Here is a 24,156-nt window from a genome sequence, read left to right on the forward strand (position 1 = left end):
CACGCACGGGGACGCATTGGATCCGCGTGACCGAGCCGCTCGCGCCACTTCGCCCACTTCAAGTACGGCGAAGCAAGCTGAATTCTCCTCACCTTTCACAACTCCCGCCACTCCTCTACGAGTTCAGCACGTTTCGGATTGATCACGATCGTCTCTGACGGGATGACGGAGGGGTGAAAAGCGGTGGGCCCCACAGGAGTTCGTTCAGCCGGTCGTTGTCCGTGACGTCAAAGATGCTGAGGTTCGTGTACTACCCGGCGCAGCGCCACGAAGAGCGTGGCGGCCCCCTGTCAGCAGACGAGGTCGAGGACGAAGTGCTGCGCCCCGGGCCTGTTGCCTGGTTTCACGCTGCTGGCGCGTTGCGGAGTTCGTACTCCACCGGGGCTGAGCATGGACTCCGGCACTGCTTGACTGAAGATGCGCTGCTCGGGCGTTGCCTCCACGTGCAAGCCGGGTTGGCCAGCATCTCGACAAGGGCCAAGAGGTGAAAAAGGGATGCGTCAGCCGAGGACGAGCAATTCGCCCCACCATCTGCGATCAGCTTCAGCTTCCCGCCCGGCGCTGCACCCCTCGTCATCTCCTGCGCCGCCCAGAGTCAGGCCACCACACGACGATCGCCTATCGGCTACTGCAACTCTTCTCTGCCGCGTTCACATAAGTCGTCCAGGCACTTGCGCTCGATATCCGTGAGCTGCTCGGGCCGACGCATGATCCAGTCGGTGACACGGTAGACGGTCAGCTGAGGCACAGGGGCATCCCTCGGGATCACTCCGGTGCGATAGGGCCGTAGGCGGCGACGGACGGTGTTGACGTCACCGCGGTAGCCCAGTTTCTCGATCTCCCGGGTCAGCGCGGAGGCGTTGGTGCAGCGTTCCATCCAGCGATGGTGCAGGTAGAGCCGGTACTCGTCGATCAGGCTGGGGCGGGCGCGGGCGACGAGGGGACGCGGTCGTCCGCGGACGTCCAATTCGGCGAGGGCGGAGGCCGCAGGCGAGGAGATGCGGAATGCGGCCGACCGGCCGGAGCGCCGGCCCCGATACGCCTCAGACATGAGCGATGCGGAGTGGGCCCTCACGGGCGGCGCGTTACGGGATTTGTAGTCTCCTATTCTGATGGCCCGCCAACGCGAGCTATGCTCTCTGCTGATGACTGAGGTTGCGCAGCAGGCAGTGTTCTGGACCGACGACTCGCCGGTCTGCGAGCCCATGGCGCACGGTGAGGACATCGCCGCACACTTCCATGACTACGGCCAGCTGAGGTACGCCGCCTCCGGGGCGCTCGTCACGACGACCAAGGTCGGCACCTGGGTGGCGCCGGCGAACCGCATCACGTGGGTGCCGCCCTTCTATGTCCACAGCAGTCGCTCCTACGGCGAGACCGATGTCCGCGTGCTCCCGGTTCCGGCAGCGCTGTCCGAGGAACTGCCGCCCGAGCCGTCGGTCTTCGTGGCCAGTGCGCTGCTGCGCGAGGCATACCTGGCGATGAGCAGCGAGCACGAGCCTGCCGCCAGTGAGCGTGGCCGTCTGCTGCTCGCAGTGATCGGCGCGGAGCTGATCCGCGCCCCGCAGGAGCCACTACGGCTGCCGGAACCGAGCGATCCTCGCCTCAAGGCCGTCACCGACCTGCTGCACGCCGACCCGGCCATTTCGGCGACGCTGGCGGAGTTGGGACACCGAACCGGCTCGAGCGAACGGACTCTCAGTCGGCTGTTCGGCAGCGAATTGTCGATGAGCTTCCATCAGTGGCGCACGCTGCTTCGGATTCAGCGAGCGCTGCTCGAACTGTGTGAAGGCACCTCGGTCACCGAGACGGCGATGCGACTTGGCTGGGCGAACCCCGGCAGCTTCATCACCGCCTTCACCGATCTCGTCGGCCAGACTCCCGGTCGTTACCGCTCCACAGCGGGTGCAGCTCACAGCTGAGCGCTACCTCCGTCGACCTGGCGGGTTATCCCAAATTCGGGGCGGAACATCGGTGGCACGCCCGCCCGCTCGGCGGCCACGCTTTGAGGCATGTCTCACCACCTTCCGGGTCACGGCGCTGCGGCTTCGGCAGCCGCCACGACGGCATCCTCCGGAGTCACGCTAGGTGACCTGATCATGCAGGCGCTCAGCCGGCACAGCTCGTCCGAGGCCTTCGTGGCCGGTGATCGGCGACTGACCTACGCGCACGTCAGGTACCTCCTCTCGCAGTACGTGGCCGCGCTGGCCCATCGGGGAGTGGGGCTCGGCGTGGGGGTCACGATGCTCAGTCCGAACATGCCTGAATCGTGATCGTCCAGGCCGCGACGTATCTCTTGGGCGGCCGCTTCACCGGGCTGCAGACCCTGGCCTCGGTCACGGACCACATCACCGTCTGCGAGGACGCAGAGGCCACGGTGCTGGTGGTGACCGCGCCCTTGGAGGAGCACGGACGCCAGGTCCTCGCCGAGGTCGACTCCCTGCGACACCTGATGGTGATCCCCGCCGCCGGTGGTCTGCCCGACGGCGAGCCCTCGGCGGTTCGATCGCTCGACCGTGGTCCGGCGACGGAGATGGATGTCGCCTGGCTGCAGTACACCGGGGGGACGACCGGCAGACCCAAGGGCGTGATGCAGCCTCATCGGTCGATGGTGCAGATGGTCTATGTGCACATGGCCGACTTCGAGCAGCCACACCTCCCGCGGTACCTGGCAGCGGCCCCGCTCACCCACGCGGCCGGGCTGGCCGTCATCCCGTCACTGCTGCGTGGCGGCACGGTCGTGGTCGAGCAGGGCTTCGAACCCAGCCGGTTCCTCGACGTCATCGAGGCCGAGCACATCAATTGTGTGAACGGCCTTCCGACGATGATCTACACCTTGTTGGACCAGGAGCGTCCGGAGCCCAGAGACCTCTCCAGCCTTGAGGTCATCTGGTACGCCACCGGACCGATGTCGCCGGTGCGCCTGGCGGAGGCTCGCGAGCGGATCGGTCCGGTCTTCGCCCAGATCTACGGGCAGACGGAGTCGGCCGGTATCGGGACGGTCCTGACCAAGGCCGCACACGAGACCGCGAGCCTTGAGCAACTCGCCTCCTGTGGCCGTCCCGTGGTCGGCAACCGCATCAGGCTCATCGACGACGACGGCGACGACGTTCCTTTGGGCGAGGTGGGCGAGATCGCCATGCAGAGCCGCGGGGTGATGCAGGCTACAAGAACCTCCCCGCCGAGACAGAAGCGGCACTCGAGGGGGGATGGCTCCACACCGGAGACCTCGCCCGCCAAGACGCCGAAGGCCTGATCTACATCGTGGACCGCAAGAAGGACATGATCATATCGGGCGGTTTCAACATCTACGCCAGCGAAGTCGAGGCCGTTCTAACAGCGCACCCTTCGGTGGGCTCAGCCGCCGTCATCGGCGTGCCGGACAGCCGCTGGGGCGAGATCGTCACCGCGTTCGTGGTCCCGCGACCGGGGCGACAGGTCGACATTCCCGCGCTCCAGTCCTACGTGAAGCAGGTCAAGGGCTCGATGTACGCGCCCAAGAAGGTCGTGATCGTGGACTCACTTCCCGCCACGCCGGTGGGAAAGATCGACAAGAAGCGCCTGCGCGCGCCGTTCTGGGCCGACTCGACCCGCAATGTCAACTGACCATCCCGATGCCCTTCCCACGGCCATTCACGAAAGGCACTCAGTGTGAACGTACCGCCAGCCCGACTGATCGACTTCCACTCCCACTGGGGCACGGAGCGAGGATGGAAGGGAAGCCCGTACGAGACCGCCGAGGATCGCGAGGCCCTGCAGGGCTACTTCAAGTGGGACATGAGCTTCGTCAGCGACGAGGAGCAGGCCGTCCAGTTTCGCCGCGCCAACGTCAAGGCAATGCTCGACTTCGCGTTCACCCACACCATGGACGCCGGTGCACTACGCGACCAGCATGACTACGCCTTCGACTATGCGCGCAAGCACCCCGACGTCGTACTGGGCAACTGGGTCGGCATCGATCCCACGCAACCAGCTCATGTCAAGGCACTCGAGCGTTGCCTGAGCGAGGGGACGGGACTCGTCGGACTGACGGTCCACTCGTTCACACCGGCCGGGACACCCGACCAGCCGGAATGGGAGACCTGTCTGAACATGTGCATCGACGCCAACCGTCCCGTCCTGATCCATGTCGGCATGTCGGCCACTGGGGCCGGTACCCGCGGAGGCATGGGCATCACCCTGGAGGGCTGCCACCCCCGTTACGTCGACCGCGTCGCGGCCAAGCATCCCGAACTGAACGTGATCGCGGCACAGGTGGCGTGGCCCTGGCAGTCGGAGATGATCGCGGTCGCACTGCACAAGGCGAACGTGTGGATGGAGCTCCACGGTTGGTCACCGCGCTACTTCCCCGACGAGCTCAAGCGCGAGATCGGCAAGCGGCTGCGCAAGAAGGTCTTCTTCGGAGCCGACTACCCGATGCTCGCCCACGAGAGGCTGGTCGAGGAGTGGCGCGAGGAGGGCTTCTCCTCCGACGTCCTCGATGACGTGTTCTCCGGCAACGCCGAGTCCTTCCTCACCTCGATCGGAGTTCGGTGATGGACGTCGGACTGACCGGCAAGGTCGCCATCGTCGGCGGTGGCAGCGACGGCCTGGGGTACGCCATCGCCGATCGTCTTCTCAAGGAAGGCGCCAATGTCACGATCTTCGCGCGACGCGCGGAGAAGATCACAGCCGCCGCGCAACGACTTGCCGGCGCATACGGCGAGGAGAAAGTCCTCGGGCTGGCCGCCGACTGCTCGGCCGACACCGACATCGAGCGCGTCACCGCCTCGACCCTTGAGCGGTTCGGTCCAGCCGTTCACGTTCTGGTCAACAACGACGGCGGACCGCCGATCCGGCGCGTCTCCGAGCTCACCGACGAGGTGTGGCTGAAGGCCTTCGAGCGCCACTTCTTCTACGTCGTCAGGTCTGTGCGAGCCACCTTGCCGTACATGACCACCGAAGGCGGCAGCATCCTCAACGTGGTCTCCGGCGTCGTCGAGCGCCCGGCCGTCGGCATGGCGGCGTCCGTCGGCGTGTGGTCGGCGGTGATCGGCTACGCCAGGACCCTCGCCCTGGAGGTCGCCAGGCAGGACATCAACGTCAACACTCTGTTGTCCGGATTCTTCGACACCGCCCTGCTGGGCGGAATGCTGGAACGGCAGCCAGAGCTGTCCAAAGCCAGCCTCGGGAACGGGGTGCCGATGGGACGCATCGGGGAGCCCCGTGAGTTTGCCGACCTGGTCGGTGCGCTCGTGTCACCCAACTTGCGATTCGTCACCGGCGCGGTGATCCCGGTCGACGGTGGCGCCGGCATCGGCATGGGCGCGAGCTTCGACTCGCCGACTTCGAAGTGAGGCACTGTTCATGAAGCGGACCATGAAGATCTCGACGATGCTCACCTACGGCACCGACCCGAGCGAGGCCGCTGACCACATCACTCGACTTGAGGCGGCCGGGCTCGACACCGTCTGGGTCGCCGAGGGGTACGGCTACGACTCGCCAACCCTGATGGGCTACCTGGCGGCCCGCACCTCAAGCGTGGAGATCGGCGCAGCCATCCTCAACGTCTACTCCCGCACCCCGACCATGCTCGCATCGACCGCGGCCGGCCTCGACAGCGTGTCCGGCGGTCGCGCCATCATCGGCCTCGGCGCCTCCAACCCGAAGATCATCGAGGGGTGGCACGGCATGCCCTTCGTACGGTCGACCGGCCGTACCAAGGAGACCGTCGAGATCATCCGCGCGGCCCTGCGGCGCGAGACGGTCGACTACAGCGGCCGCTCCTTTGAGATCCCTCTCCCAGCCGGTCAGGGCACCGGCCTTGGTGAGCCGCTGAAGATCATGACCAAGCCGCTACGCCCCTCGGTTCCGCTGTACATCGCCGCGCTGGGACCGAAATCAGTCGAAGGCGCGGCGGAGTACGCCGACGGCTGGCTGCCTTTCCTGTACTCCCCCGAGGGCGCCGCCGGGGTATGGGGCGACGCGCTTGCCGCGGGAACCGCGAAGCGCTCCAAGAACCTCGCGCCCCTGGAAGTCGTCGCCGGTGGCATCGTCGCTATCGGCGAGGACGTGAAGGAGATACTCGACCTCGCGCGGCCGATACTCGCGCTCTACATCGGAGGCATGGGCGCCCGCGGCAAGAACTTCTTCAACGACCTCGTCCGACGCTACGGCTACGAAGCCGAGGCCAAGGAGATCCAGGACCTCTACCTCGACGGCAAGAAGAAGGAAGCTGAGGCCAAGGTCCCATTCCAACTCCTTGAACAGATCAACTTCGTCGGCACAGCCTCTTACGTTCGGGAGCGGATCGAAGCCTTCCGCGAGTCCGGCGTAACCAATCTCCAGGTGACCCCGACCGGCGACGACCCCGCCGGACTCGTGCGCCAACTCAAAGAGTGGGTGGCCTGACTTCCGCTTCTGCCCAGGCAACACTCCTTGCAGCGCTTGACGGTTAATGGCCCCGAGGTGGTGGACTCCCGGCCTCGGGATCGCTGAAGCGACTCGCCCCGTCCAGTCCCGCCGAGTCGAACAACCGGTCAAGGACCCGGCCCCGGCGACGGATCCCATCGCGCCCGGGCCGGGTTCTGCGAGGCATCAGCGATCATGGTCGAGTCGACCCAGGACATGAGAAAAGGCCATCCCTGGGACTTGAGTTCTAGTGGTCGTTGCAACACCCCAGTTCAAGGGATGCGATGGACTTCGAGATCCGCAAGAGCAAGAGCCGGGGCCGGGAAGCTTCCGCCGACGACATGATCTCCAACTACCCGCGCCGCGGCCGTCACGGCATCGCCTGCCACACGCCCTATCTCAACCAGCGGTTCCCCCGTTGACCTGCTGGAAGACCGGGAAGCGGACACCTTCGCCCGATGACTTCCAGCGCAGCGACGCCCAGTTCGAGATCGTCGATCTGCTGGACTGCTGGACTGCTGGACTGCTGCAACGTACGAAAGCGCCCGCTTCCGCCCTCGAGAAGCAGCTTCGTCGGCGACGAAGGCAACTCGCAGGGATCGGCCACTCGTTCTGCTGCCTCGGCCCACCAGCGGGCCGTCGGGGGTGCGGTCCGTTGTGATCGCCCCATTGCTGGAGGGCGCCGGGACCACCATGAGGTCCCGCCCGGCGGGAGTCAGGTGGCAGGCCATCTGCGGGCGGCTGCCCGCCTCGCGGCAGGGTTGCTTGTCCAGAGCTCCCCCGTCCACCAGGAACACCGAGCCGCTGGGTCAGGACGTCACTCGCCACATGCAGACGCTCTCGGAAGTCGGAGAACCGGGTGGCCCCGCGGCGGTCATGCCTGCGGCGGCGTTCACCACGCCGGAGGACCGGGGCGCCGGCCATGACCAAGAGCGCCGGTCTCCCGCCTCCGACTCACCGCAGCAACACCCCGAAGACAACCGTGAAGAAGGCTTCGAACGACCGAGCCGAACGGTCGGCCCGGGCACTGATCAGTGCGCCTTCCCACGCGTTCAGCACGAAGCGCGCCAGGGTGGACGCCTCCAGCGTCTTCGCCACCTCGCCCGTCTGCTGGGCATCCGTGATGGCGATGGCGAGGGCGTCGGACCAGGCCTGGAAACTGTCGTGCACCGTCGCACGCACCGAATCGCTGTGATCAGCGACCTCGACGGCGAGGTCACCCACGAGGCAACCCCGGTGGAACTCGGCCTTGATGTTCTCGTCGCGCAGGAACTCGAAGTGCTCGCGCAGCCGGGTCAGCGGAGCGACCGACCGGTCATGGAGCCTCTCCAGCCGCCGAGTGGCGCCGTACCGGTCCAGCGCCACGACGGCCAGGGCTTCCTTGCTCGGGAAGTGGTTGTAGAAGGACCCTTTGGGGGCCCCGGCAGCATCGGTGATGTCCTTCACCCCCGTCGCCGCGTAGCCCCGAGCATGGAACTGCTCGACCGCCGCAGCGACAAGGTTCTCCCGCAGACTCGCTCTGGGCACCGCTGGACCTCCTGGTTCTCCTTGTTCCCGCTTAAGACGATCGGTCACATTCGACGATACCAGGCCCACTTCCCCGTTGTCGGTCGATACACGCAGGACAGCGGGATTCCGTGAGCAGAGACACGGACAGTACGCTTGCCTCCTTTAAGACGACCGGTCATTATCAAACGAAGCAATGACCACCACACAGGGAGACAACGACATGAGTGATCTCACGACCAAGGTCATCGAGGCGCACGGCGGCCTGGACCGCTTCTCACGCTACGAGTCGGTCACGGTCGACTTCCGCTCCGGAGGGGCGCTGTGGGCGATGAAGGGCCAGGAGGGCGTTTTGGACCGTGCTGCTGTACGAGTCGACCTGCATCGACAGCATGCGAGCCACTACCCCTTCACCGCGCCGGGCCTGCGCACCTCCTTCACCGCCGAGCGCGTGGCCGTGGAGAACGACTACGGCGAGGTGCGGTCCGAACGCCGGTCGCCCCGCGACGCCTTCGCGGGTCACACCCTCGAAACCCCCTGGGACGACCTGCACGTCGCCTACTTCGCCGGTTACGCGATGTGGACTTACCTGACGTCCCCCTTCACCTTCGTCTCGCCCGGTTTCCGAGCCGAGGAGCTGCCTGCCGTGACCGAGGGAGGCGAGACCTGGAGCAGGCTCAAGGTCACGTTCCCCGACGGCGTCGCCACGCACAGCCGGGAGCAGGTCTTCTACTTCGACAAGGACGGGCTGCTCCGCAGGCACGACTACACCGCAGAGGTCCTCAACGCCGGACCGGCCGCGCATTACACCTTCGACCACGCCGAGTTCGGCGGGATCATGGTGCCTACCAGGCGCCGCGTCCACCCACTCGGGGACGGCGGCGTGGTGGTGCGCGACATCGAACTCGTCACGATCGACATCGAGGACGTCAAGTTCGCGTGACGCCGCCCCGGCCCGGCCACCCGCAGCACTCACCCCTTGGCCTTCGAGAGGCCAAGGGGTGAGTGCTGCGACCAGTCGAGCGGACGGCCCCGCGGCCAGGCCGTCGCGTGGGAGCGGCTTGAGACTCGATGCCGTGCGACCGCGGTCAGACCGCGGCCACGCCCCGTTCCGGGGCGCGAGCTCCCAGGAGAGCGAGACAGTTCAGCCAGAGAGCATCGAGCTGGGCGGTGTTGTTGTAGAGCTTCGCGAACAGCACCTGCCCCTCCAGTTGGGCGACGACGGAGCGAGCTGCGTCACCGGTGCCGGCGACCGTCACGTCACCGCGCTCGAGAGCGGCCGCGATCACCTCTTCGACCATCTCGACCTGGGTGTCGAAGATCTCCTGCAGACGCTCCCGGATGGGCTCCGTCTGGTTGCTCAGCTCCAGCGTGAGGTTGCCGAACATGCACCCGGACACAGTTCCGCACGTCGCCTGGCCTGCGCGCTGAGCGGCCGCGGTGTCCTCGAACAGCTGCCGGAGCCGCAACAGGGGTTCCTGGTCGCTTCGCAGCGCACGGTCCCAGTCGCGACGCTGAGCAGCCCACTGCTCATCGAGCACGGCCAGCGCCAGGGCCTCCTTGGACTCGAAGAAGTAGTAGAAGCTGCCCTTGGGCACCCCTGCCGCCTTGCAGATCTCCGCCACGCCCAGTGCCGAGTAGCCCCGCAGTTCGATGAGTGACTGCGCAGCACTGAGGATCTTGCTCCTGGCATCGCTCGATCGTCCCATGCGGCAAGTATACGACCATTCGACTACTCAGGGAAGCAAACCGGTCGTCTAGTAACTCCGCCGGACACGGACGCAGGTCGGCGCCGCTGTTCGAGCAGCGACGCCGACGTGCGCGTCAGGCAGACTTGTCCGGCTACGCGGCAGCCTTCAGCTTCGCGGCGACCTGCACGACCCGCTCCGCCTGATGGCGTGCGGCAGCGCGCGTGGTGTCGTTCACCGGCTGGGTGCCCTGCCCATCCACATGGGAGGTGCCGTAGGGGTTGCCGTCCGCGAACTTGACCGAGTCGGTGAAGCCGGGAGCGACGACAATGCCTCCGAAGTGATGGACCGAGGTGTACAGCGCCTGGAGCGTGGTCTCCTGCCCCGCGTGGGCGGTCGCGGACGACGTGAAGCCGCTGTAGACCTTGTCCGCCAGCTTGCCCTGTGCCCACAGGCCTCCGAGCGTGTCCATGAACTGCTTGAGCTGGGCGGACAGATTGCCGAAGCGCGTCGCGGTGCCGAACAGGACCGCGTCGGCCCACTCGATGTCCTCCACGGATGCCTCCGGGATGTCAGCCGTGGCGGCATGATTGGCGGCCCACGCCGGGTTCGACTGGATGGCTTCCCAGGGAGCGAGCTCCGGCGCCTTGACCAGGCGGACTTCGGCGCCGGCCTTGACCGCGGCATCGCGCAGTTCCTTGGCGATCTCGGTGATGGTGCCGGTGGAGGAGTAGTAGACGATTGCGACGTTCACGGGAGTGGTCACGGTCGTGACCTCCATTCTTGGGGTGAGTGAGTGAAGGACCCGAATCAGTAGCCGACCGGTCTAGTAGAAAGTAGATGACCGGTCTATAAACAGCAAGACCACCCCATGTCTCCCCCGTCACAGCCCGCCGCGCCACTCTCGGCCCGCATCGCGCTCTCACAGGAGCAGTGAGGTCTGACATCGGCCCGGCGTCCCAGATCGCAGGCTCTTGCGTTGACCATTCTCGACCGGTCATCTACTTTTAGATGACCGGTCGGCTAGGGCCGCTTTCATCACCCGCAGGGAGGCCATCATGAACACCCAGGGACAGAAGGTCGCCGTCATCACCGGCGCATCACAGGGCATCGGCGCGGGGCTCGTCACCGCCTACCGCAAGCTGGGCTACGCCGTCGTCGCCACCTCGCGCACCATCGAGGAGTCGCACGACGTCGACGTACTGGCCATCCAGGGGGACGTCTCCGACCGCGCCACCGCCGAGCGCGTCATCGCGGCTGGCCTGGAGCGGTTCGGTCGCATCGACACGCTCGTCAACAACGCGGGGATCTTCATCTCCAAGCCGTTCACCGAGTTCACCGAGGACGACTACGACGCGGCGATGGGCGTGAACGTCAACGGCTTCTTCCGGATGAGCCAACTCGCGATCGAGCAGATGCTCAGGCAGGGCGGCGGACACATCGTGCAGATCACGACCAGCCTCGTCGAGCACCCCAACTCCCACGTGCCCTCCGTACTCGCCTCCCTGTCCAAGGGCGGGCTCCAGGCCGCCACCAAGGCCCTGGCCATCGAGTACGCCTCCCAGGGGATCCGCTCCAACGCGGTCGCCCTGGGCACGATCAAGACGCCCATGCACCCGGAGGAGTACCACGCGACCCTCGCCGAACTGCACCCGGTGGGTCGCATGGGCGAGATCAGCGACATCACCGACGCGGTGGTCTACCTGGAGGAGGCCCCCTTCGTGACCGGTGTGATCCTGCCCGTCGACGGTGGGCAGAGCGCCGGGCACTGACCACGCCGAGCAGTCCCGCCCTGGCCGCGCCCGTGCCGGGTGGTCCGCAGGTAGGTCCGCTCCGGCGACCGTCCGAGGCCTGGCGCTTCGAGATCAGGGGCGGAGTCGAAGAGCGGACCATGAATGACAAGGGCCATGACCGAACAAGAAAGAGGAGCAGGACCATGAGCCACCCGATGCACGACGTGCTCGACCGATGGAAGGCCGCCTTCGACAACCACCAGCCGGACGTGATCGCGGAGTTGTACACGAAGGACGCGCTCTTCCAAGGCTTCGGACCGACGGTCGTGGCCGGCCGGGACGCGGTACGCGCGTACTACGAGGCAGTCGACGCCGACCGACGGGCCAATGTGACGGTCCTCCACACCTACAGCCTCGGCGACCACGTCGCCGGCGGCTTCGCGGACGTCACCTTCACCGGCGCGGACGGATGGGAGGCCAAGGTCCACTTGTCCCTCGTTCTGCACCGCGAGAACAGCGACTGGAGGATCCGCCAGTACCACGTCTCCCGGTTCATCGCCCAGGACTGACGGTCCATGTCCCTCTCGTTCACCCCTCGATCATCGGCGTCCATGACGCCTTGGCCGAAATGGAGAAAGACCATGCGTGAATTCCTCGTCGAACTCACCACCACCGTCCCCGAAGGCACCGACCCGGCCGAGGTCGACCGGATCCGCGCTGCGGAATCCGTACGCGCCAGGGAACTCACAGCCGGCGGACACCTCGTACGCCTGTGGCGCCCTGTCGGGGAACTGCGCAGCATCGGCCTGTGGCGCGCCGACGACGAAGCCGAGCTTCGGGAGAAGGTGCTCGGCACCCTGCCGCTGTGGCCCTGGATGACCGCGGCCGTCACCCCTCTGCAATCCCACCCCAATGACCCCGGCAGGGCCGGCACAGCCGCCTGATGCTCTTACGGCCACCTCTGACCGACCCTGCCAGAAGGGTTCGGTGAAGAGGCAACGGCCCTTCCCCGCCCGGCCCGCCGCCCGATCCGGGCTGCCTCCGGAGCGCGGGTGCTTCGAATGGTGGCGGACAACCGAGCGCGGTAGCTTCGAGGAGGCCGGGCACGCTGTTGCACCCCACCCGAACGATGATCCATGACCGTTCTGTCCCCGTACCGGGGGAGGTCTCTGTGAATCTGCAAGGATGCGTCGCGTTCGTCACGGGCGCCAACCGAGGACTCGGCGAACAGTTCGTACGGGCTCTCTTCGAAGCCGGAGCGGCCAAGGTCTACGCCGGGGCCCGCGACCCCTCGAAGGTCGCCGTAGCGGGAGCCGTCCCGATCGCAGTGGACATCACCGACCACGAGTCCGTCAGTGCGGCGGCCCGTCAGGCCCAGGACGTGACACTGCTCGTCAACAACGCCGGTTCCACCACCCGCGCGGGCATTCTCACGGCCGACCTGGAAGCATTCCGGCTGGAGTTCGAGACGCATGTGGTCGGTACGCTCGCGATGAGCAGGGCCTTCGCCCCAGTGCTCGCGCGCAACGGCGGCGGCGCCATCGTCAACGTACTCTCGGTGCTCTCCTGGGTCTCCATCCCGGTCAGTGCGGGATACGCAGCGGCCAAGGCCGCCGAGTGGTCGATGACCAACGCCTTGCGCGTGGCCCTTGCGGAACAGGGCACGCAGGTCACCGCTCTGCACGTCAGTTATCTCGCGACCGACATGGCGGCGAGCGTGCCGGGGCCGAAGTCCGACCCCGGCGAGGTGGCTCGCGCAACCCTCGACGGTGTTGCGGCAGGCCATCACGAGGTGCTGGCCGACGACGTCAGCAAGCAGGTCCGGGCCGCCCTCCCCGGAGGACCGGCCGAGTTGTACCCCGAACTGCGCGGTGGCCGGTCACTTGTCTGACGCACGACAGCGACGGCCCGGCCCTGCTGAGCCGTCCCCGCTCGCTCAGCGATCACCGGAGGTGCAGATGCCGGGCAGCATCCCGCATCACCCCCGCGACCTGGCGGACCAGACCGTGGTGGTGATCGGCGCAAGTTCAGGGATCGGACTCGCGACGGCGCGTCACGTACGGGACTGCGGCGGTCAGGTCGTCATGGTCGGACGCAACCGGGAGCGGCTGGAGCAGGCGGCGGCCGAAGTCCGGCCGGTGCGGACCGCGACCGTCGACGCCGCTGACTTCGACCGCCTCCAGCGGTTCTTCCAGGACCTGCCCGGCCCGGTCGACCACGTCATCTCGACAGCCGGCTCCCCGTCATACGCGCCCTTGGCCGACATGGATCTCGAAGAAGCGCGCCGCCACTTCGGCGAACGCCTCGCCCTCACTCTGGGAGTCGCCAAGTACAGCCGGCCCGTGGTCCGCGCGGCGGGAACGCTGTTGTTCATCGGCGGCACCGGTGGTCGCCGCCCCGGCGTCGGCAGAACCGTCACCGCCGCACTCACGGCAGCCCTGCCCGCCCTGACCGCCAACCTGGCCCTCGAACTGGCGCCGGTCCGAGTGAACCTCATCGCCGCCGGATTCGTCGACACGCCTCTGTCCGCCTCGCTCCTGGGCGATCAGCTCGAAGCGCGGCGGGAAGAACTGCGGGCCACGCTCCCGATACGGAGGGTCGTCGGTCCGGACGACGTCGCCGCTCTGGCCGTACACATCATGGTCAACGAGGCACTGACGGGCGCCACATACGACATAGACGGCGGCCAGCAGTTGCTGCCCGCCTGACGCCACGACGGCCCCCTGAGAGGCGCGGCGGCCGACGATCATCCCGGAAAGGATCCATCATGGACATGAAACTCGAAGTCGTGGTGATACCGGTGGCCGACGTCGACCGGTCGAAGGGCTTCTACGAAGGGCTGGGATGGCGGCTGGACGCCGACTTCACCGCCGATGACGGCCTTCGTGTGGTGCAGCTGACACCGCCCGGTTCCGCTTGCTCGGTGATTTTCGGTGACGGGGTCAGCTCGGCCGCTCCAGGGTCCGCCGAGGGGCTTCACCTCGTGGTCTCGGACATCGAGGCGGCACGGGCTGAGCTGGTCCGCAGCGGGGCCGACGTCAGTGAGGTCTTCCACGATGCCGGTGGAGTGTTCCATCACGCGGACACGAAGGCCCGTGTGTCCGGCCCCGATCCCGAGCGGCGCAGTTACGCCTCGTTCGTCTCGTTCAGCGACCCGGACGGCAACGGCTGGACCGTGCAGGAGATCACCGAACGGCTTCCGGGCCGCTGAAGCCGACTCGCACTCACCGAGGCGCTCACCTCAAGTGGCCACGTTCCGCAGAGCCGCCGCGAGTTACTCGAGGTCCAGGCCCGCCAGGTGGTCGAGGAAGTGGCGGCGGACGGAGGCCAGGTTGGAAGGCCGGGCCTCCTCTGACCGGGCCAGTCCGGCTTCGGTGAGAAGGGCGTTCCAGCCGCGGGCGTCTGCTTCCGACCTGACCCGTCGGATGAGTCCCTGACTCTCCGGCCGGGCGGCCGCCAGACGCGTCGTACCGCTGAGCGACATCTCTATCGCGGCGGCGAGATCGCTCACGCACAACTGTCGGTCCGGGCCTCGGGCAGGTTCATCAGCGCCAGACACTCGATGAGCGACAGCCGCTGCTCCAGCGCCATGTCGGCGTCGATCGCGCGAGGCAGGGCGTGGATGAGGCGACTGAGTGACCGCACAACGGCCTCTTCTTCCGCGGTGAGAGGTTGCGGCCGTCGCTCGGTGCAGTCCGGCTTCCGCGCGACGCCTGACGCATCCGGACGGCGCCGGTGGCGCTCCGCCGGTCCTGGCTCCCGCCGCGCACCGGGCGGCGACCCGGCCGCGGTAGCACACTGGAAAAGCGCTGCCGAGACGTCGAACGAGTGCCATCGTCACACAGTGACCCTCCCGTTCCGGGCGCCCGTCAGCCGCACCAGGCACAACAAAGGACGGGAGCAGACATGGACGGCACTTCCGGCGCCTACGACATGGTGGTTCTCGGCGCGGGTCCTGCGGGAGAGAATCTCGCCGAGCGCACCCGTGCCGCCGGGCTCACCACAGTGATCGTGGAGAACGAGTTGCTCGGCGGAGAATGCTCGTTCTGGGCATGTGAGCCGAGCAAGGCCCTGCTGCGCCCCGTGGTGGCGCGTGCCGACGCCCGCCGGGTTCCGGGGCTCAGGCGAGCGGTCGAGGGCCCGCTGGACGTTCCCGCGGTCTTTGCCCACCGCGACAAGATGTCCGCCTACTGGCAGGACGACGACCAGGTCGAATGGCTCAATTCGGTGTCCGTGGACCTGGTGCGCGGCCACGGCCGGCTGGACGGGCCACGACAGGTCGTCGTGGAAACGGCGGACGGGGAGACCGTGCGCCTGACCGCCCGGCACGCCGTCGGCGTGTGCACCGGGACCGTCACCGCCTTTCCCGATCTGCCGGGACTGGAACAGGTGCGTCCCTGGACGAACCGTGACGCGACCGCCGCCCGGCACGTGCCGGACCGGCTCGTCGTGGTGGGAGGCGGAGTGGTGGCCGTCGAGATGGCCACGGCGTGGCAGGCGCTCGGCTGCCAGGTGACCATGCTGGTCCGCGGGGACAAGGGACTGCTCAACCGGATGGAGCCGTTCGCGGGCGAGATGGTGGCCGACGCCCTGCGCGCCGCCGGAACCGATCTTCGCTTCGGTACATCGGTGACCGCAGTCGCCCGGGAGGACGGCGCGGGAAGTCCCGTACGCATCACGCTCGATGACGGAGAGTCACTGGTCGCGGACGAGATCCTGTTCGCCACCGGCCGGGCGCCGCACACCGCGGACATCGGCCTGGAGACCATCGGCCTGCCCCCCGGCGACTGGCTGACCGTGGACGACTCGTACCGGGTGACGGACATCGCCGACGGGTGGCTCTACGCCGTTGGTGACGTCAACCACCGGGCCCTGATGACACATCAGGGGAAGTACCAGGCGCGGATCGCGGGCGCCGTCATCGGAGCACGCGCCAAGGGTGAGCCACTCGACGACGGCCGGTGGGGCAGGCACGCTTCGACGGCCGACAGTGCCGCCGTGCCGCAGGTGGTCTTCTCCGAACCCGAGGTGACCAGTGTCGGGCTGACGACGCGGGAAGCGGAGCGCACCGGGCGCCGGGTCGACGTCGTGGACTACGACATCGGCCGCGTCGCGGGCGCGGTCCAGTATGCCGACGGCTACCGGGGCAGGGCACGGGTGCTGATCGACGTCGATCGCGGCACGGTCGTCGGCGTGACCTTCGTCGGTCCCGGGACTCAGGAACTCCTGTACTCGGCGACCGTTGTGATCGCCAGTGAGGCGCCGGTGGAACGGCTGTGGCACGCCGTCCCCGCCTTCCCGACGATCAGTGAGGTCTGGCTGCGCATCCTCGAGACCTACCGGGATCGGCCGGGCAGGTGACCTGACGCCCCCAGGTCGGGCCGTGGCGCCGGAACCGCTACGGCCCGACCTGCCGGGTCAGCCGGTGGTGAGCACCATCCGGAAGCGCGCGCTGCCGGAGAGCATCTTCCGATAGGCCGTGTCGGCCTCGCTCAGCGGCACGGTCTCCACCATGGGGCGGATCCTGTGCAGGACGCTGAACGCCATGGTGTCCTGCACGTCCTGCGCGGTGCCGGACGGGTGGCCGCGCACGGTCCTGCCCCGCAGGATCAGCTGGAACGGGCTGATTCCCAGCGGGTCGGGGCTCGCTCCGATGACGACGAGTTCGCCACGATGCGTCATGCCGTCGACCGTTGCCGCGATGGCGTCGGCGCTTCCGGCCGTGGCCAGGACGGCCCTGGCACCGCCCAGGGACAGCAGGGACTCCGCGACCGGTGTCGTCCCCGTGCTGTCGATGTAGTGGTGCGCTCCCAGTTGCTTGGCGAAGTCGGCCTTCTCCGCGCCTCGGGCGATGGCCACCGTCTCGAAGCCCATGGCCACCGCGTACTGCACCCCCAGATGGCCGAGACCACCAATGCCCAGTACGGCCACCAGATCGCCCGGCCGGGCGGAGCTGCGCCGCAGGCCGTTGTACGTCGTGACGCCCGCGCAGGCCATGGGTCCCGCGTCGGTCACCGCCATGGCTTCGGGGATCCGGGCCAGGGCGTCGATCGGCGCGATCATCGCTTCGGCGAAGCCTCCGTCGTAGGCGTAGCCGGGAATCTTGAGGTTGTCGCAGACGATGAAGTCGCCCTGGCGGCAGGGAGTGCAGTGACCGCAGCTGCCTCCGAACCAGCCCACCGTGACCCGGTCTCCCACGTTCCAGTTCCCGGCCTCGGTTCCTTCGCCGAGTTCCTCGATGCGTCCGGCGACCTCGTGTCCCGGAACCAGCGGGAATCGCACGCCGGGCATGCCGGCGCTCACAAAGAAGTCGTCGCTGTGGCAGATTCCGCACGCCTCGACGGCGATCCGTACGTGACCGGGGCCCGGACGGGGTATCTCGCGCTCGACGATCTCGAAGGATCCGTTCGCGGTGGCGACCTGCGCGGCTCGATAGGTGTTCATACGTGTCTCCGGAACCAGGGGCGGCGGCCCTCGGCGCAGTGGATGGCTGCGGGGCAACCGCACGCTGAGAAGGGGGTTGAGGGACAGTCTCTGCGCCTGACCACACGACTACGGCCGTCCGGTCGGGCAGTTCGGGTGTGGGCAGACAGGCATCGCCTGGCGGTCACCTCCCCCGCAGTCGGACACGAGAGCACACCCATCCCACCACTGCCCGATGGGCTTGGCAACACGTGCTGCCAGGGGCTCCGCGTGTGTTGAGGAACCGAGCGGCGACTGCGTCGCCGACGCACGTCGCCGACGCTCCAGAGGGCAGTCCGGCCCGGGCACCGAGGACACTGCTCCTTCGGCCGAGGCCGCCCTGGGGGATCGGCAGCGGCAGGTCCTCAATTTCATCCGCCAGGCAACGCAGCTGCGAGGATTCCCGCCCTCGCTGCGGGACATCGGCGATGCGGTGGGACTGGCCAGCACTTCGACCACCGCCTACCACGTCAAACAGTTGGAAGAGAAGGGAATCCTCGCCCGTGACCCGGGCCGCCCCCGCGCGTACCGCATCGTCGGAGACTCCCTGGTCCGGCGCGGGCAGCAGCGCCGCGAGTCTCGCGCCCGGCATCGCCGAGCTGCAGATGATCGTGGGCTTCGACGACGACCTGGCGGGCGAGGCCACCCGCATTTCCAATCGGCTCCGCGGTCTGCTGACCCAGATCCACCCGTCGCTGGAGCGGGTCCTGGGCCCGCGCGTCCAGCGCCCGGCCGTGCTACTGATGCTCGAACGGTTCGGCTCTCCGGCCCAGTTGAGGAAGGCCGGGCGCCCCCAGCTGGTCGGCCTGATACGCGCCAAGGCCCCGCGGATGGCCGAGCGCCTGGTCGACGACGTCTTCGCCGCGCTGGACGAGCAGACGGTCGTCGTCCCCGGCACGGACGCGGCAGCGCTGATAGTCCGGAGCCCGGATCCTCATCGACGTCGGCGACGGCACCAACTTCCCCACCGCGCCCACCTGGCCTCCTACACGGGCCTGGCTCCGACGACCAGGAGTTCAGGCTCCTCGATCCGCGGTGAACAGCCCTCCCGCCACGGCAACAAGCAGCTGAAGCGGGACTTCTTCCTCTCCGCGTTCGCCGCCCTGGCCGACCCGGGATCAAGGGCCTGCTACGACAAGAAGATCGCCCAAGGAAAGCACCACACCCAGGCCCTGCTCTGCCTCGCCCGCCGCCGGGCCGACGTGCTCTTCGCCATGCTCCGAGACGGAACCTTCTACGAACCGCAGCCGGCATCAGCGATCAGCTGACCGGCGGTTCAGCCAGGAGAACGACCCGATCGGCTTCAACATCGAACCCGAGAACCGGGTGCCCGTAATCGCCCTCCGGATCCATCAGCACCGGCCTGCCCAGCCGTCGCCCGATCGCCCGCAGGAAGCCGCAGAATCGCCAGCACGTCTGCTGTCGGCCAGACCCGCAGGTCCGGGCACTCGGCGTCAGCCGGCCGGGACAGCACTGCCTCCGCCCGGGGCACCGGCATCACAACCTCGCCCTCGGAGTACTGGCACTTCCAGGCACTCGCGCTGATCAGGTCGAGAACCGCCTGCCAATCCTCCACCGAGGTATGAGGGACGCGCACGTCCGGCAGCCTCCCCATCTCATTCAAGTCGAAGACGTACTGGACGTCGTCCCACAGCAGATCAGACACACCGCCATGCTGCCTGTGCTCACGTCTCTGATGCAGCCCGATTTCCTTGACGAACCACATAGGGGCACCCCGCCCGTGCAAAGGGTCGTCGTCGCCGAAGGACCCCAAGAAGGGCGGCAGGGATGCCGCGATCTGGCTTTCAGCGGTCGAGTACGCGGACAATACTGCTGAGTACGCTCGCTGCTTCCCGTCCCGCCGTCCGCCGCCTTCCCCAAGGGTTTATTCAACTACTAAACGTGGCCTCTGACCTGCAGAAACGTAGAGCGGCAGACGAGCAGGGCTGTACGCCGGGTTCTGTATGCAGACGGATGGGGCTGGTAGTGACAGCCACCGCGCAGCATGAGGCCCTGGAAGCGAGCATCAGACCCCTCCGAGGTCCAGTCGGCGCCGTAGGCGAGCCGACCGAGAGCGACCGCGCACGCTCGGCCGACCGCTGGTAAGCCAGAACCACCATGCTTCAGCACGTCGACCGGCGCATGACCCGGACACTGGAGGCACCTCGCCGACAGCGGAGTCGGCCCCCGGAATCCACCCACCCCACGCGGACGCGGAACATGCGCCGCGTCGGACCTCAGACCAAGATCCGGAGCATTCCCGGGCCATCGGCTCGCCAGCCGCATCAAACGCTCAGCCATGCCGACCGACCCCAGTGATGAGTTTTCGCGCCCGCACCCGTCACACCTACGACGGGACTGGACGAGGCGGAAGGATGACGTGATGAGTGCGGACACGCGGCTGGAGGAGTTGGGCGTGAGCGGGTTGGGCGAGAGTGGGCTGGGCGAGGTCGACGAGCCGGCGTTCTCGGAGCTGGCGGAGCGGCACCGGCGGGAGCTGCACGTGCACTGCTACCGGATGCTCGGATCGTTCGATGATGCCGAGGACACCGTGCAGGAGACGTTCCTGCGTGCCTGGCGGCGGCGGGAGACCTTCGAAGGGCGATCGACGTTCCGGGCCTGGCTGTACCGGATCGCCACCAACGCCTGCCTGGACCTGCTCGCCAAGCGCCGCCCGGAGCCCGCGACCGGCGGCGAGGTGCTGTGGCTGCAGCCCTACCCCGACCGGCTGCTCGACGAGCTGCCCGCGGGCGACGCGGACGAGCCGGAGGCCGTCGCCGTCGCGCGGGAGACGATCGAGCTGGCGTACCTGGTCGCCGTCCAGCACCTCGCGCCGCGCCCGCGGGCCGTGCTCATCCTGCGGGACGTGCTCGGCTGGCCGGCGAAGGATGTCGCGGAAGCCCTCGGGGACTCCGTCAACTCCGTGAACAGCGCGCTGCAGCGGGCCCGCGCCGGCATGCGGGAGCACCTACCCGCCGAGCGGCAGGACTGGACCGGCGGCGAACAGGACGCCGGCACGCGCGAGCTGGTGCGCCGCTTCACCGACGCCAGCGTGGCCACGGACATCCCGGCGCTCGCCGCGATGCTGCGGGACGACGTCCGCTGCTCGATGCCGCCCACGCCGGGCCTGCACATCGGCCGCGACACAGTGGTCAACAACTGGGTCGAGGACGGCTTCGAGGGCATGAAGGGCCTGCGCGCCATCCTCACCTCCGTGAACCGGCAGCCCGCCGCCGCCTTCTACCTCTGGCAGAAGCAGGAGGGCGCCTACCTGCCGCTGACGATCGACGTCCTACGCGTCACCAGCGGGGCGATCACCGAGATCGTCACGTTCCACGAAGACCAGTTCCCGCGACTCGGGCTGCCCGAGCGCCTGCCCGCTGACGGCACGGAGTAGTCCCGGTGCGCACGCTGGCGCTTCGCGGTGGCGCGCGTGTGGGTTGCTACGGATTCGCACGCGTGAACTCGGGCTCCTTCTCCAAGGGGGCCGAGGTCATGTCTCCTTCACCGGGCCTGGATCCACGCTCCGCCGCTGTGCCCGCCGCTCTGCCCTTGCCCGGAAGCAGGAAGGCCACGGTCACGGCGCCCACCCCCAGGATCGCCGCGCCCACCAGGCTGGTGTGGGCTACCGCGTCCGCGAAGGACGAGCCGACCGCGTCCGCCATCTGGTGGGCGCCGTTGGTGAGTTGGCCGGCCTGCTCGTGGAGCTGTGCTGCCTGCTGCGGGTCGGTCGCCCGCGCTGCTTGTTCGGTGAGCTGTCGTGCCTGGTCGCCGATGCCCTCGGCGACGCCGTACCCGGCGGCGACCGAGTCCTGTGCCTGGCTCAGCGCGTCGGCCGGGAGCTTGCTGCCGGCGGTCGCGTCCGACAGGTTCGACGAGTACGAGGTCGACAGCAGCGAACCGATGATGGCGATGCCGATCGCCCCGCCCAGTTCCTGCGAGGTGTCGTTGACCGCGCTGCCCACGCCCAGCTCCTCCTCGGGGAACGCACCCATGATCGCGTCCGTGCAGGGCGAGAGCGCCAGGCCGATCGCGAGCCCGAGTGCGACGAGGGGTGCCACGAAATCGCCGTACGACGACGACTTGTCGACCTGGGTGAGCAGCGCGAGTGACGTCGTGCCGCCGAGCATGCCCGCGACGATCGTCGCCTTCATGCCGATGCGCGGGGTGAGGTAGCCCGTCAGCGCGGAGCCGGCGAAGACCGCGCCGGCGAGCGGCAGCATGCGTATGCCGGTCTCCAACGCGTCGTATCGCAAGACGAACTGGAGGTGCTGGGTGAGGTAGTAGAAGGCGCCGAAGACCGCGAGGAGGAACAGTACGACGGCGATGTTGGCGCCCGTGAACGCGCGGTTCGCGAAGCGGCGCGGGTCGAGGAGGGGGTGCGGGTGGTGCAGCTCCCAGAGAACGAACGCCACGAGCCCCACGACCGTGACGACCGTGCCCGTGAGGGCCTTGGCGTCCCAGCCGTGCGGGGCCTCGATGAGCGTGAAGACCAGCGCGGCGATCCACACCACCGACAGCAGTCCACCGACGTAGTCGATCCGCGGCGCGTGCGTGGCCTTGGACGGCGGTACCAGGGCGAAGGTGCCGACGATGGCGAGGGCGATCACGGGAACGTTGATCAGGAAGGTGGACTGCCAGCTGAAGCTCTCCAGCAGCATGCCCGCGATCAGCGGTCCGGCGGCGATGCCGATACCGGCGGTGCCAGCCCACAAGGTGATGGCCTTGGTCCGCTCGACGCGCGGGAAGGTCGCGGCAAGGAGGGAGAGCGTGGCGGGCATGATGAGCGCCGCGCCGACGCCCATCACGGCACGGGCCGCGATGACTCCGGCCGCGCCGTCGACGAGTGAACCCCCTATTGCTCCGCCGCCGAACAGGACGAGCCCGAGAACGAGTGCGCCGCGTCGGCTGTACTTGTCGCCGATCGCGGCGAACAGCAGCATCAGGGCGGCGTAAGGGACGGTGTAGCCGTCGATGACCCACTGCAGGTCCGTGCTGGTCAGGCCGAGGTCCTGGGTCATGGAGGGGGCCGCGACCGTGAGGGCGGTGTTGGCCATCACGATCATCAGCAGGCTCAGACAGAGCACGAGCAGCGCCCACCAGCGCCGGGCGTAGGGCCGGTCCATTCTCTCGACCGGTTCGTTCATGAACACACGCATGGGAGGGCGGTCCTTTCGTGAAGGGGGTCCGGGCAATGCCCCCGAGGGCAGGGGCGGGTGCACGGAACGAAGGGGAGGCAGCGAGCTTCCGTTCAACGGACTTTATCACTCGACAATGTCGGAGGATCTAGTCAGGTAACGCAAATCAGTTGTGAGTTGGGTCGCACGGCGGGGGTTGCCTTCCGGACCGCACTGGAGATCTTGCGCCGGTGCCGTCGCAGCCCCTGCGCCACCTGCGGAGAAGACATAGGCCGCGTTGCCTTCACCCACGCCTCGAACCTGCTCCTGCGCATCCTCGACACCATCGGCCCCGGCAGCCACCACCTCGTCTGCAGCGTCTCTGCTGCGCCCGAACCCCCCGTCGCCGTCCTGCACGCCGACGCCAATGCCGAGGTGAGAGTCAACTCGACGAGACCGAAGCGCTGGAATTCACCACAGCCCTCGCCTCGGCATCGCGACACACAGCGCCGGGGGGCTCGTGATGCGCACCAGCGCCCCCGGCACGACCGACCGCGTCTACGGGTGGCGACTGCGCAGAGACAGACTCCAACCCCTCACTGCTGGCGAGGTGTTCGACGCCTACTGCACCGACGTGGGTCAGCCGGGCGGACACACGCACTGAACGCCAGAGGGGCACCCCAGCCGCTGGGGGTCGCCCTCGGATCACCCCGCCGGTCCGGCAGGCCCTCCGGTCCGACCATGACGGGTACTTCCCCGACACCGACCGGTGCCGCCTGCCCATAGACGCACAGCCTGCTGTGAACGGCGGGGGCGTGGGGTCATACCTGCCCACAGCGTGCCAGACGGGTCGTCGCAGCAAAGCTCCGAACGCCGGACACCCGAGTGAAACAAGCTCCAGCAGCACGAGCCGCCGGCCGCCGGCAGACTGGCGGCGTGGGCCGTGTCCCCGACGAACTCGGTACAGATTTTGTCGAGGGCCCAGGCGGGCAGCGCCGCGCCGGGGATGGGAGCGGCGTTGGGCTCGTCCGGGCCGGGGAGCCAGATGGTCGTGGGCAACGGGTGGGCGGTGCGAGGGCTGGGAGCCGTGGAGTGCGACATGGGCTGAACGGCGCCCGGGAGCGAGGGTCCGGCTGTGCTCGTGCTGACGTGAAGTGATAGGGAATCGCCAGCTGATCTTTGCCATCGCTCGCGCGTGTTCGACCTGTGGGGCGGCTGCTCCGCGCAGGAGACGAGTTCCTCCGGCCTTCCCCGCCGTGA

General features: G+C 68.0%; 25 protein-coding genes and 4 pseudogenes. 20 read left to right on the top strand and 9 right to left on the bottom strand.

The features are described 5' to 3' along the window. Positions 1-625 precede the first annotated feature (625 nt). Positions 626-1,051 carry a hypothetical protein gene (locus ACTWQO_RS24625; protein ID WP_443239522.1) on the bottom strand — a complete coding sequence of 142 codons (426 nt, stop codon included), beginning with the start codon at positions 1,049-1,051 and terminating at the stop codon, positions 626-628. Between the two features lie 154 nt (positions 1,052-1,205). Here ACTWQO_RS24625 and ACTWQO_RS24630 point away from each other — a divergent pair, with 154 nt between their 5' ends. From ACTWQO_RS24630 to ACTWQO_RS24665, 8 genes are all read left to right on the top strand, one after another. After that, positions 1,206-1,922, top strand: a complete 717-nt coding sequence (locus tag ACTWQO_RS24630; RefSeq protein ID WP_443239599.1) for an AraC family transcriptional regulator — start codon at positions 1,206-1,208, stop codon at positions 1,920-1,922. A 177-nt stretch (positions 1,923-2,099) separates the two neighbouring features. Then, the gene (locus ACTWQO_RS24635; RefSeq protein WP_443239523.1) at positions 2,100-2,273 is read left to right on the top strand and encodes a hypothetical protein; all 174 of its coding nucleotides are present in this window, start codon (positions 2,100-2,102) and stop codon (positions 2,271-2,273) included. Continuing rightward, the gene (locus ACTWQO_RS24640) at positions 2,270-3,256 is read left to right on the top strand and encodes an AMP-binding protein (RefSeq protein ID WP_443239524.1); all 987 of its coding nucleotides are present in this window, start codon (positions 2,270-2,272) and stop codon (positions 3,254-3,256) included. The genes ACTWQO_RS24635 and ACTWQO_RS24640 overlap by 4 nt, the downstream gene beginning before the upstream one ends. 8 nt (positions 3,257-3,264) lie before the next feature. Next, positions 3,265-3,606, top strand: coding sequence for an AMP-binding enzyme (locus ACTWQO_RS24645; RefSeq protein ID WP_443239525.1), 342 nt, complete (start codon positions 3,265-3,267; stop codon positions 3,604-3,606). Between the two features lie 45 nt (positions 3,607-3,651). Beyond that, a complete protein-coding gene (locus ACTWQO_RS24650) occupies positions 3,652-4,536 on the top strand; it encodes an amidohydrolase family protein (RefSeq protein WP_443239526.1) in 885 nt (294 codons plus the stop codon). Continuing rightward, entirely contained in the window at positions 4,536-5,336 is an 801-nt protein-coding gene (locus tag ACTWQO_RS24655) for an SDR family oxidoreductase (RefSeq protein ID WP_443239527.1), read from the top strand. The genes ACTWQO_RS24650 and ACTWQO_RS24655 overlap by 1 nt, the downstream gene beginning before the upstream one ends. A 22-nt stretch (positions 5,337-5,358) precedes the next feature. Continuing rightward, on the top strand, positions 5,359-6,390 hold the full coding sequence (locus ACTWQO_RS24660) for an LLM class F420-dependent oxidoreductase (RefSeq protein ID WP_443239528.1): 1,032 nt from the start codon (positions 5,359-5,361) through the stop codon (positions 6,388-6,390). A 284-nt stretch (positions 6,391-6,674) separates the two neighbouring features. Further along, positions 6,675-6,812 carry a hypothetical protein gene (locus tag ACTWQO_RS24665; RefSeq protein ID WP_443239529.1) on the top strand — a complete coding sequence of 46 codons (138 nt, stop codon included), beginning with the start codon at positions 6,675-6,677 and terminating at the stop codon, positions 6,810-6,812. A 532-nt stretch (positions 6,813-7,344) separates the two neighbouring features. On the opposite strand, the gene ACTWQO_RS24670 is transcribed toward ACTWQO_RS24665, so the two are convergent. Beyond that, positions 7,345-7,917, bottom strand: coding sequence for a TetR family transcriptional regulator C-terminal domain-containing protein (locus ACTWQO_RS24670; RefSeq protein ID WP_443239530.1), 573 nt, complete (start codon positions 7,915-7,917; stop codon positions 7,345-7,347). A 202-nt stretch (positions 7,918-8,119) separates the two neighbouring features. Between ACTWQO_RS24670 and ACTWQO_RS24675 the strand changes: the two genes are divergently transcribed. Beyond that, on the top strand, positions 8,120-8,839 hold the full coding sequence (locus ACTWQO_RS24675) for a hypothetical protein (RefSeq protein ID WP_443239531.1): 720 nt from the start codon (positions 8,120-8,122) through the stop codon (positions 8,837-8,839). Positions 8,840-8,984: 145 nt separating this feature from the next. On the opposite strand, the gene ACTWQO_RS24680 is transcribed toward ACTWQO_RS24675, so the two are convergent. After that, on the bottom strand, positions 8,985-9,605 hold the full coding sequence (locus ACTWQO_RS24680; protein ID WP_443239532.1) for a TetR/AcrR family transcriptional regulator: 621 nt from the start codon (positions 9,603-9,605) through the stop codon (positions 8,985-8,987). A 133-nt stretch (positions 9,606-9,738) separates the two neighbouring features. Further along, positions 9,739-10,350 carry an NAD(P)H:quinone oxidoreductase gene (gene wrbA / locus ACTWQO_RS24685; RefSeq protein ID WP_443239533.1) on the bottom strand — a complete coding sequence of 204 codons (612 nt, stop codon included), beginning with the start codon at positions 10,348-10,350 and terminating at the stop codon, positions 9,739-9,741. 292 nt (positions 10,351-10,642) lie between these two features. On the opposite strand from wrbA, the gene ACTWQO_RS24690 reads away from it, so the two are divergent. The 6 genes from ACTWQO_RS24690 (at position 10,643) to ACTWQO_RS24715 (ending at position 14,528) form a co-directional block, all read left to right on the top strand. Next, positions 10,643-11,356, top strand: coding sequence for an SDR family NAD(P)-dependent oxidoreductase (locus ACTWQO_RS24690; RefSeq protein WP_443239534.1), 714 nt, complete (start codon positions 10,643-10,645; stop codon positions 11,354-11,356). Between the two features lie 164 nt (positions 11,357-11,520). Next, entirely contained in the window at positions 11,521-11,886 is a 366-nt protein-coding gene (locus tag ACTWQO_RS24695) for a YybH family protein (protein WP_443239535.1), read from the top strand. Between the two features lie 72 nt (positions 11,887-11,958). Then, entirely contained in the window at positions 11,959-12,261 is a 303-nt protein-coding gene (locus tag ACTWQO_RS24700) for a muconolactone Delta-isomerase family protein (protein ID WP_443239536.1), read from the top strand. A 227-nt stretch (positions 12,262-12,488) separates the two neighbouring features. Beyond that, complete coding sequence (locus ACTWQO_RS24705) at positions 12,489-13,208, top strand: SDR family oxidoreductase (RefSeq protein ID WP_443239537.1); 720 nt, start codon at positions 12,489-12,491, stop codon at positions 13,206-13,208. A 67-nt stretch (positions 13,209-13,275) separates the two neighbouring features. Further along, positions 13,276-14,025 carry an SDR family oxidoreductase gene (locus ACTWQO_RS24710; RefSeq protein ID WP_443239538.1) on the top strand — a complete coding sequence of 250 codons (750 nt, stop codon included), beginning with the start codon at positions 13,276-13,278 and terminating at the stop codon, positions 14,023-14,025. A 59-nt stretch (positions 14,026-14,084) separates the two neighbouring features. Then, positions 14,085-14,528 (top strand): VOC family protein, encoded by a 444-nt coding sequence (locus tag ACTWQO_RS24715; RefSeq protein WP_443239539.1) that lies wholly within the window; start codon positions 14,085-14,087, stop codon positions 14,526-14,528. 63 nt (positions 14,529-14,591) lie between these two features. On the opposite strand, the gene ACTWQO_RS24720 is transcribed toward ACTWQO_RS24715, so the two are convergent. Further along, positions 14,592-14,828 (bottom strand): hypothetical protein, encoded by a 237-nt coding sequence (locus tag ACTWQO_RS24720; protein ID WP_443239540.1) that lies wholly within the window; start codon positions 14,826-14,828, stop codon positions 14,592-14,594. Then, entirely contained in the window at positions 14,825-14,962 is a 138-nt protein-coding gene (locus tag ACTWQO_RS24725) for a hypothetical protein (protein ID WP_443239541.1), read from the bottom strand. Before ACTWQO_RS24725 ends, ACTWQO_RS24720 begins: the two co-directional genes overlap by 4 nt. A gap of 261 nt (positions 14,963-15,223) precedes the next feature. On the opposite strand from ACTWQO_RS24725, the gene ACTWQO_RS24730 reads away from it, so the two are divergent. Continuing rightward, positions 15,224-16,678: a dihydrolipoyl dehydrogenase family protein gene (locus ACTWQO_RS24730; protein WP_443239542.1), complete on the top strand. Its 1,455-nt coding sequence runs from the start codon at positions 15,224-15,226 to the stop codon at positions 16,676-16,678. 57 nt (positions 16,679-16,735) lie between these two features. On the opposite strand, the gene ACTWQO_RS24735 is transcribed toward ACTWQO_RS24730, so the two are convergent. Continuing rightward, positions 16,736-17,761, bottom strand: coding sequence for an alcohol dehydrogenase (locus ACTWQO_RS24735; protein WP_443239543.1), 1,026 nt, complete (start codon positions 17,759-17,761; stop codon positions 16,736-16,738). Positions 17,762-17,975: 214 nt separating this feature from the next. On the opposite strand from ACTWQO_RS24735, the pseudogene ACTWQO_RS24740 reads away from it, so the two are divergent. Next, positions 17,976-18,245 (top strand): annotated as a pseudogene (locus ACTWQO_RS24740) (transcriptional repressor LexA); the annotation flags it as partial. Positions 18,246-18,369: 124 nt separating this feature from the next. Then, a pseudogene (locus tag ACTWQO_RS24745) lies at positions 18,370-19,047 on the top strand (transposase); the annotation flags it as partial. Here ACTWQO_RS24745 and ACTWQO_RS24750 read toward each other — a convergent pair. After that, a pseudogene (locus ACTWQO_RS24750) lies at positions 19,040-19,445 on the bottom strand (hypothetical protein). The pseudogenes ACTWQO_RS24745 and ACTWQO_RS24750 sit on opposite strands and share 8 nt — an antisense overlap. Positions 19,446-20,162: 717 nt before the next feature. On the opposite strand from ACTWQO_RS24750, the gene ACTWQO_RS24755 reads away from it, so the two are divergent. Continuing rightward, positions 20,163-21,176, top strand: coding sequence for an RNA polymerase subunit sigma-70 (locus ACTWQO_RS24755; RefSeq protein WP_443239544.1), 1,014 nt, complete (start codon positions 20,163-20,165; stop codon positions 21,174-21,176). A gap of 46 nt (positions 21,177-21,222) precedes the next feature. Here the strand turns inward: ACTWQO_RS24755 and ACTWQO_RS24760 are convergent, their stop codons facing one another. After that, positions 21,223-22,938, bottom strand: coding sequence for a DHA2 family efflux MFS transporter permease subunit (locus tag ACTWQO_RS24760; protein ID WP_443239545.1), 1,716 nt, complete (start codon positions 22,936-22,938; stop codon positions 21,223-21,225). A 213-nt stretch (positions 22,939-23,151) separates the two neighbouring features. On the opposite strand from ACTWQO_RS24760, the pseudogene ACTWQO_RS24765 reads away from it, so the two are divergent. After that, positions 23,152-23,533 (top strand): annotated as a pseudogene (locus ACTWQO_RS24765) (hypothetical protein); the annotation flags it as partial. Between the last annotated feature and the right edge of the window lie 623 nt (positions 23,534-24,156).

The organism is Streptomyces sp. 4N124, from assembly GCF_052245395.1.
GTDB lineage: Bacteria > Actinomycetota > Actinomycetes > Streptomycetales > Streptomycetaceae > Streptomyces.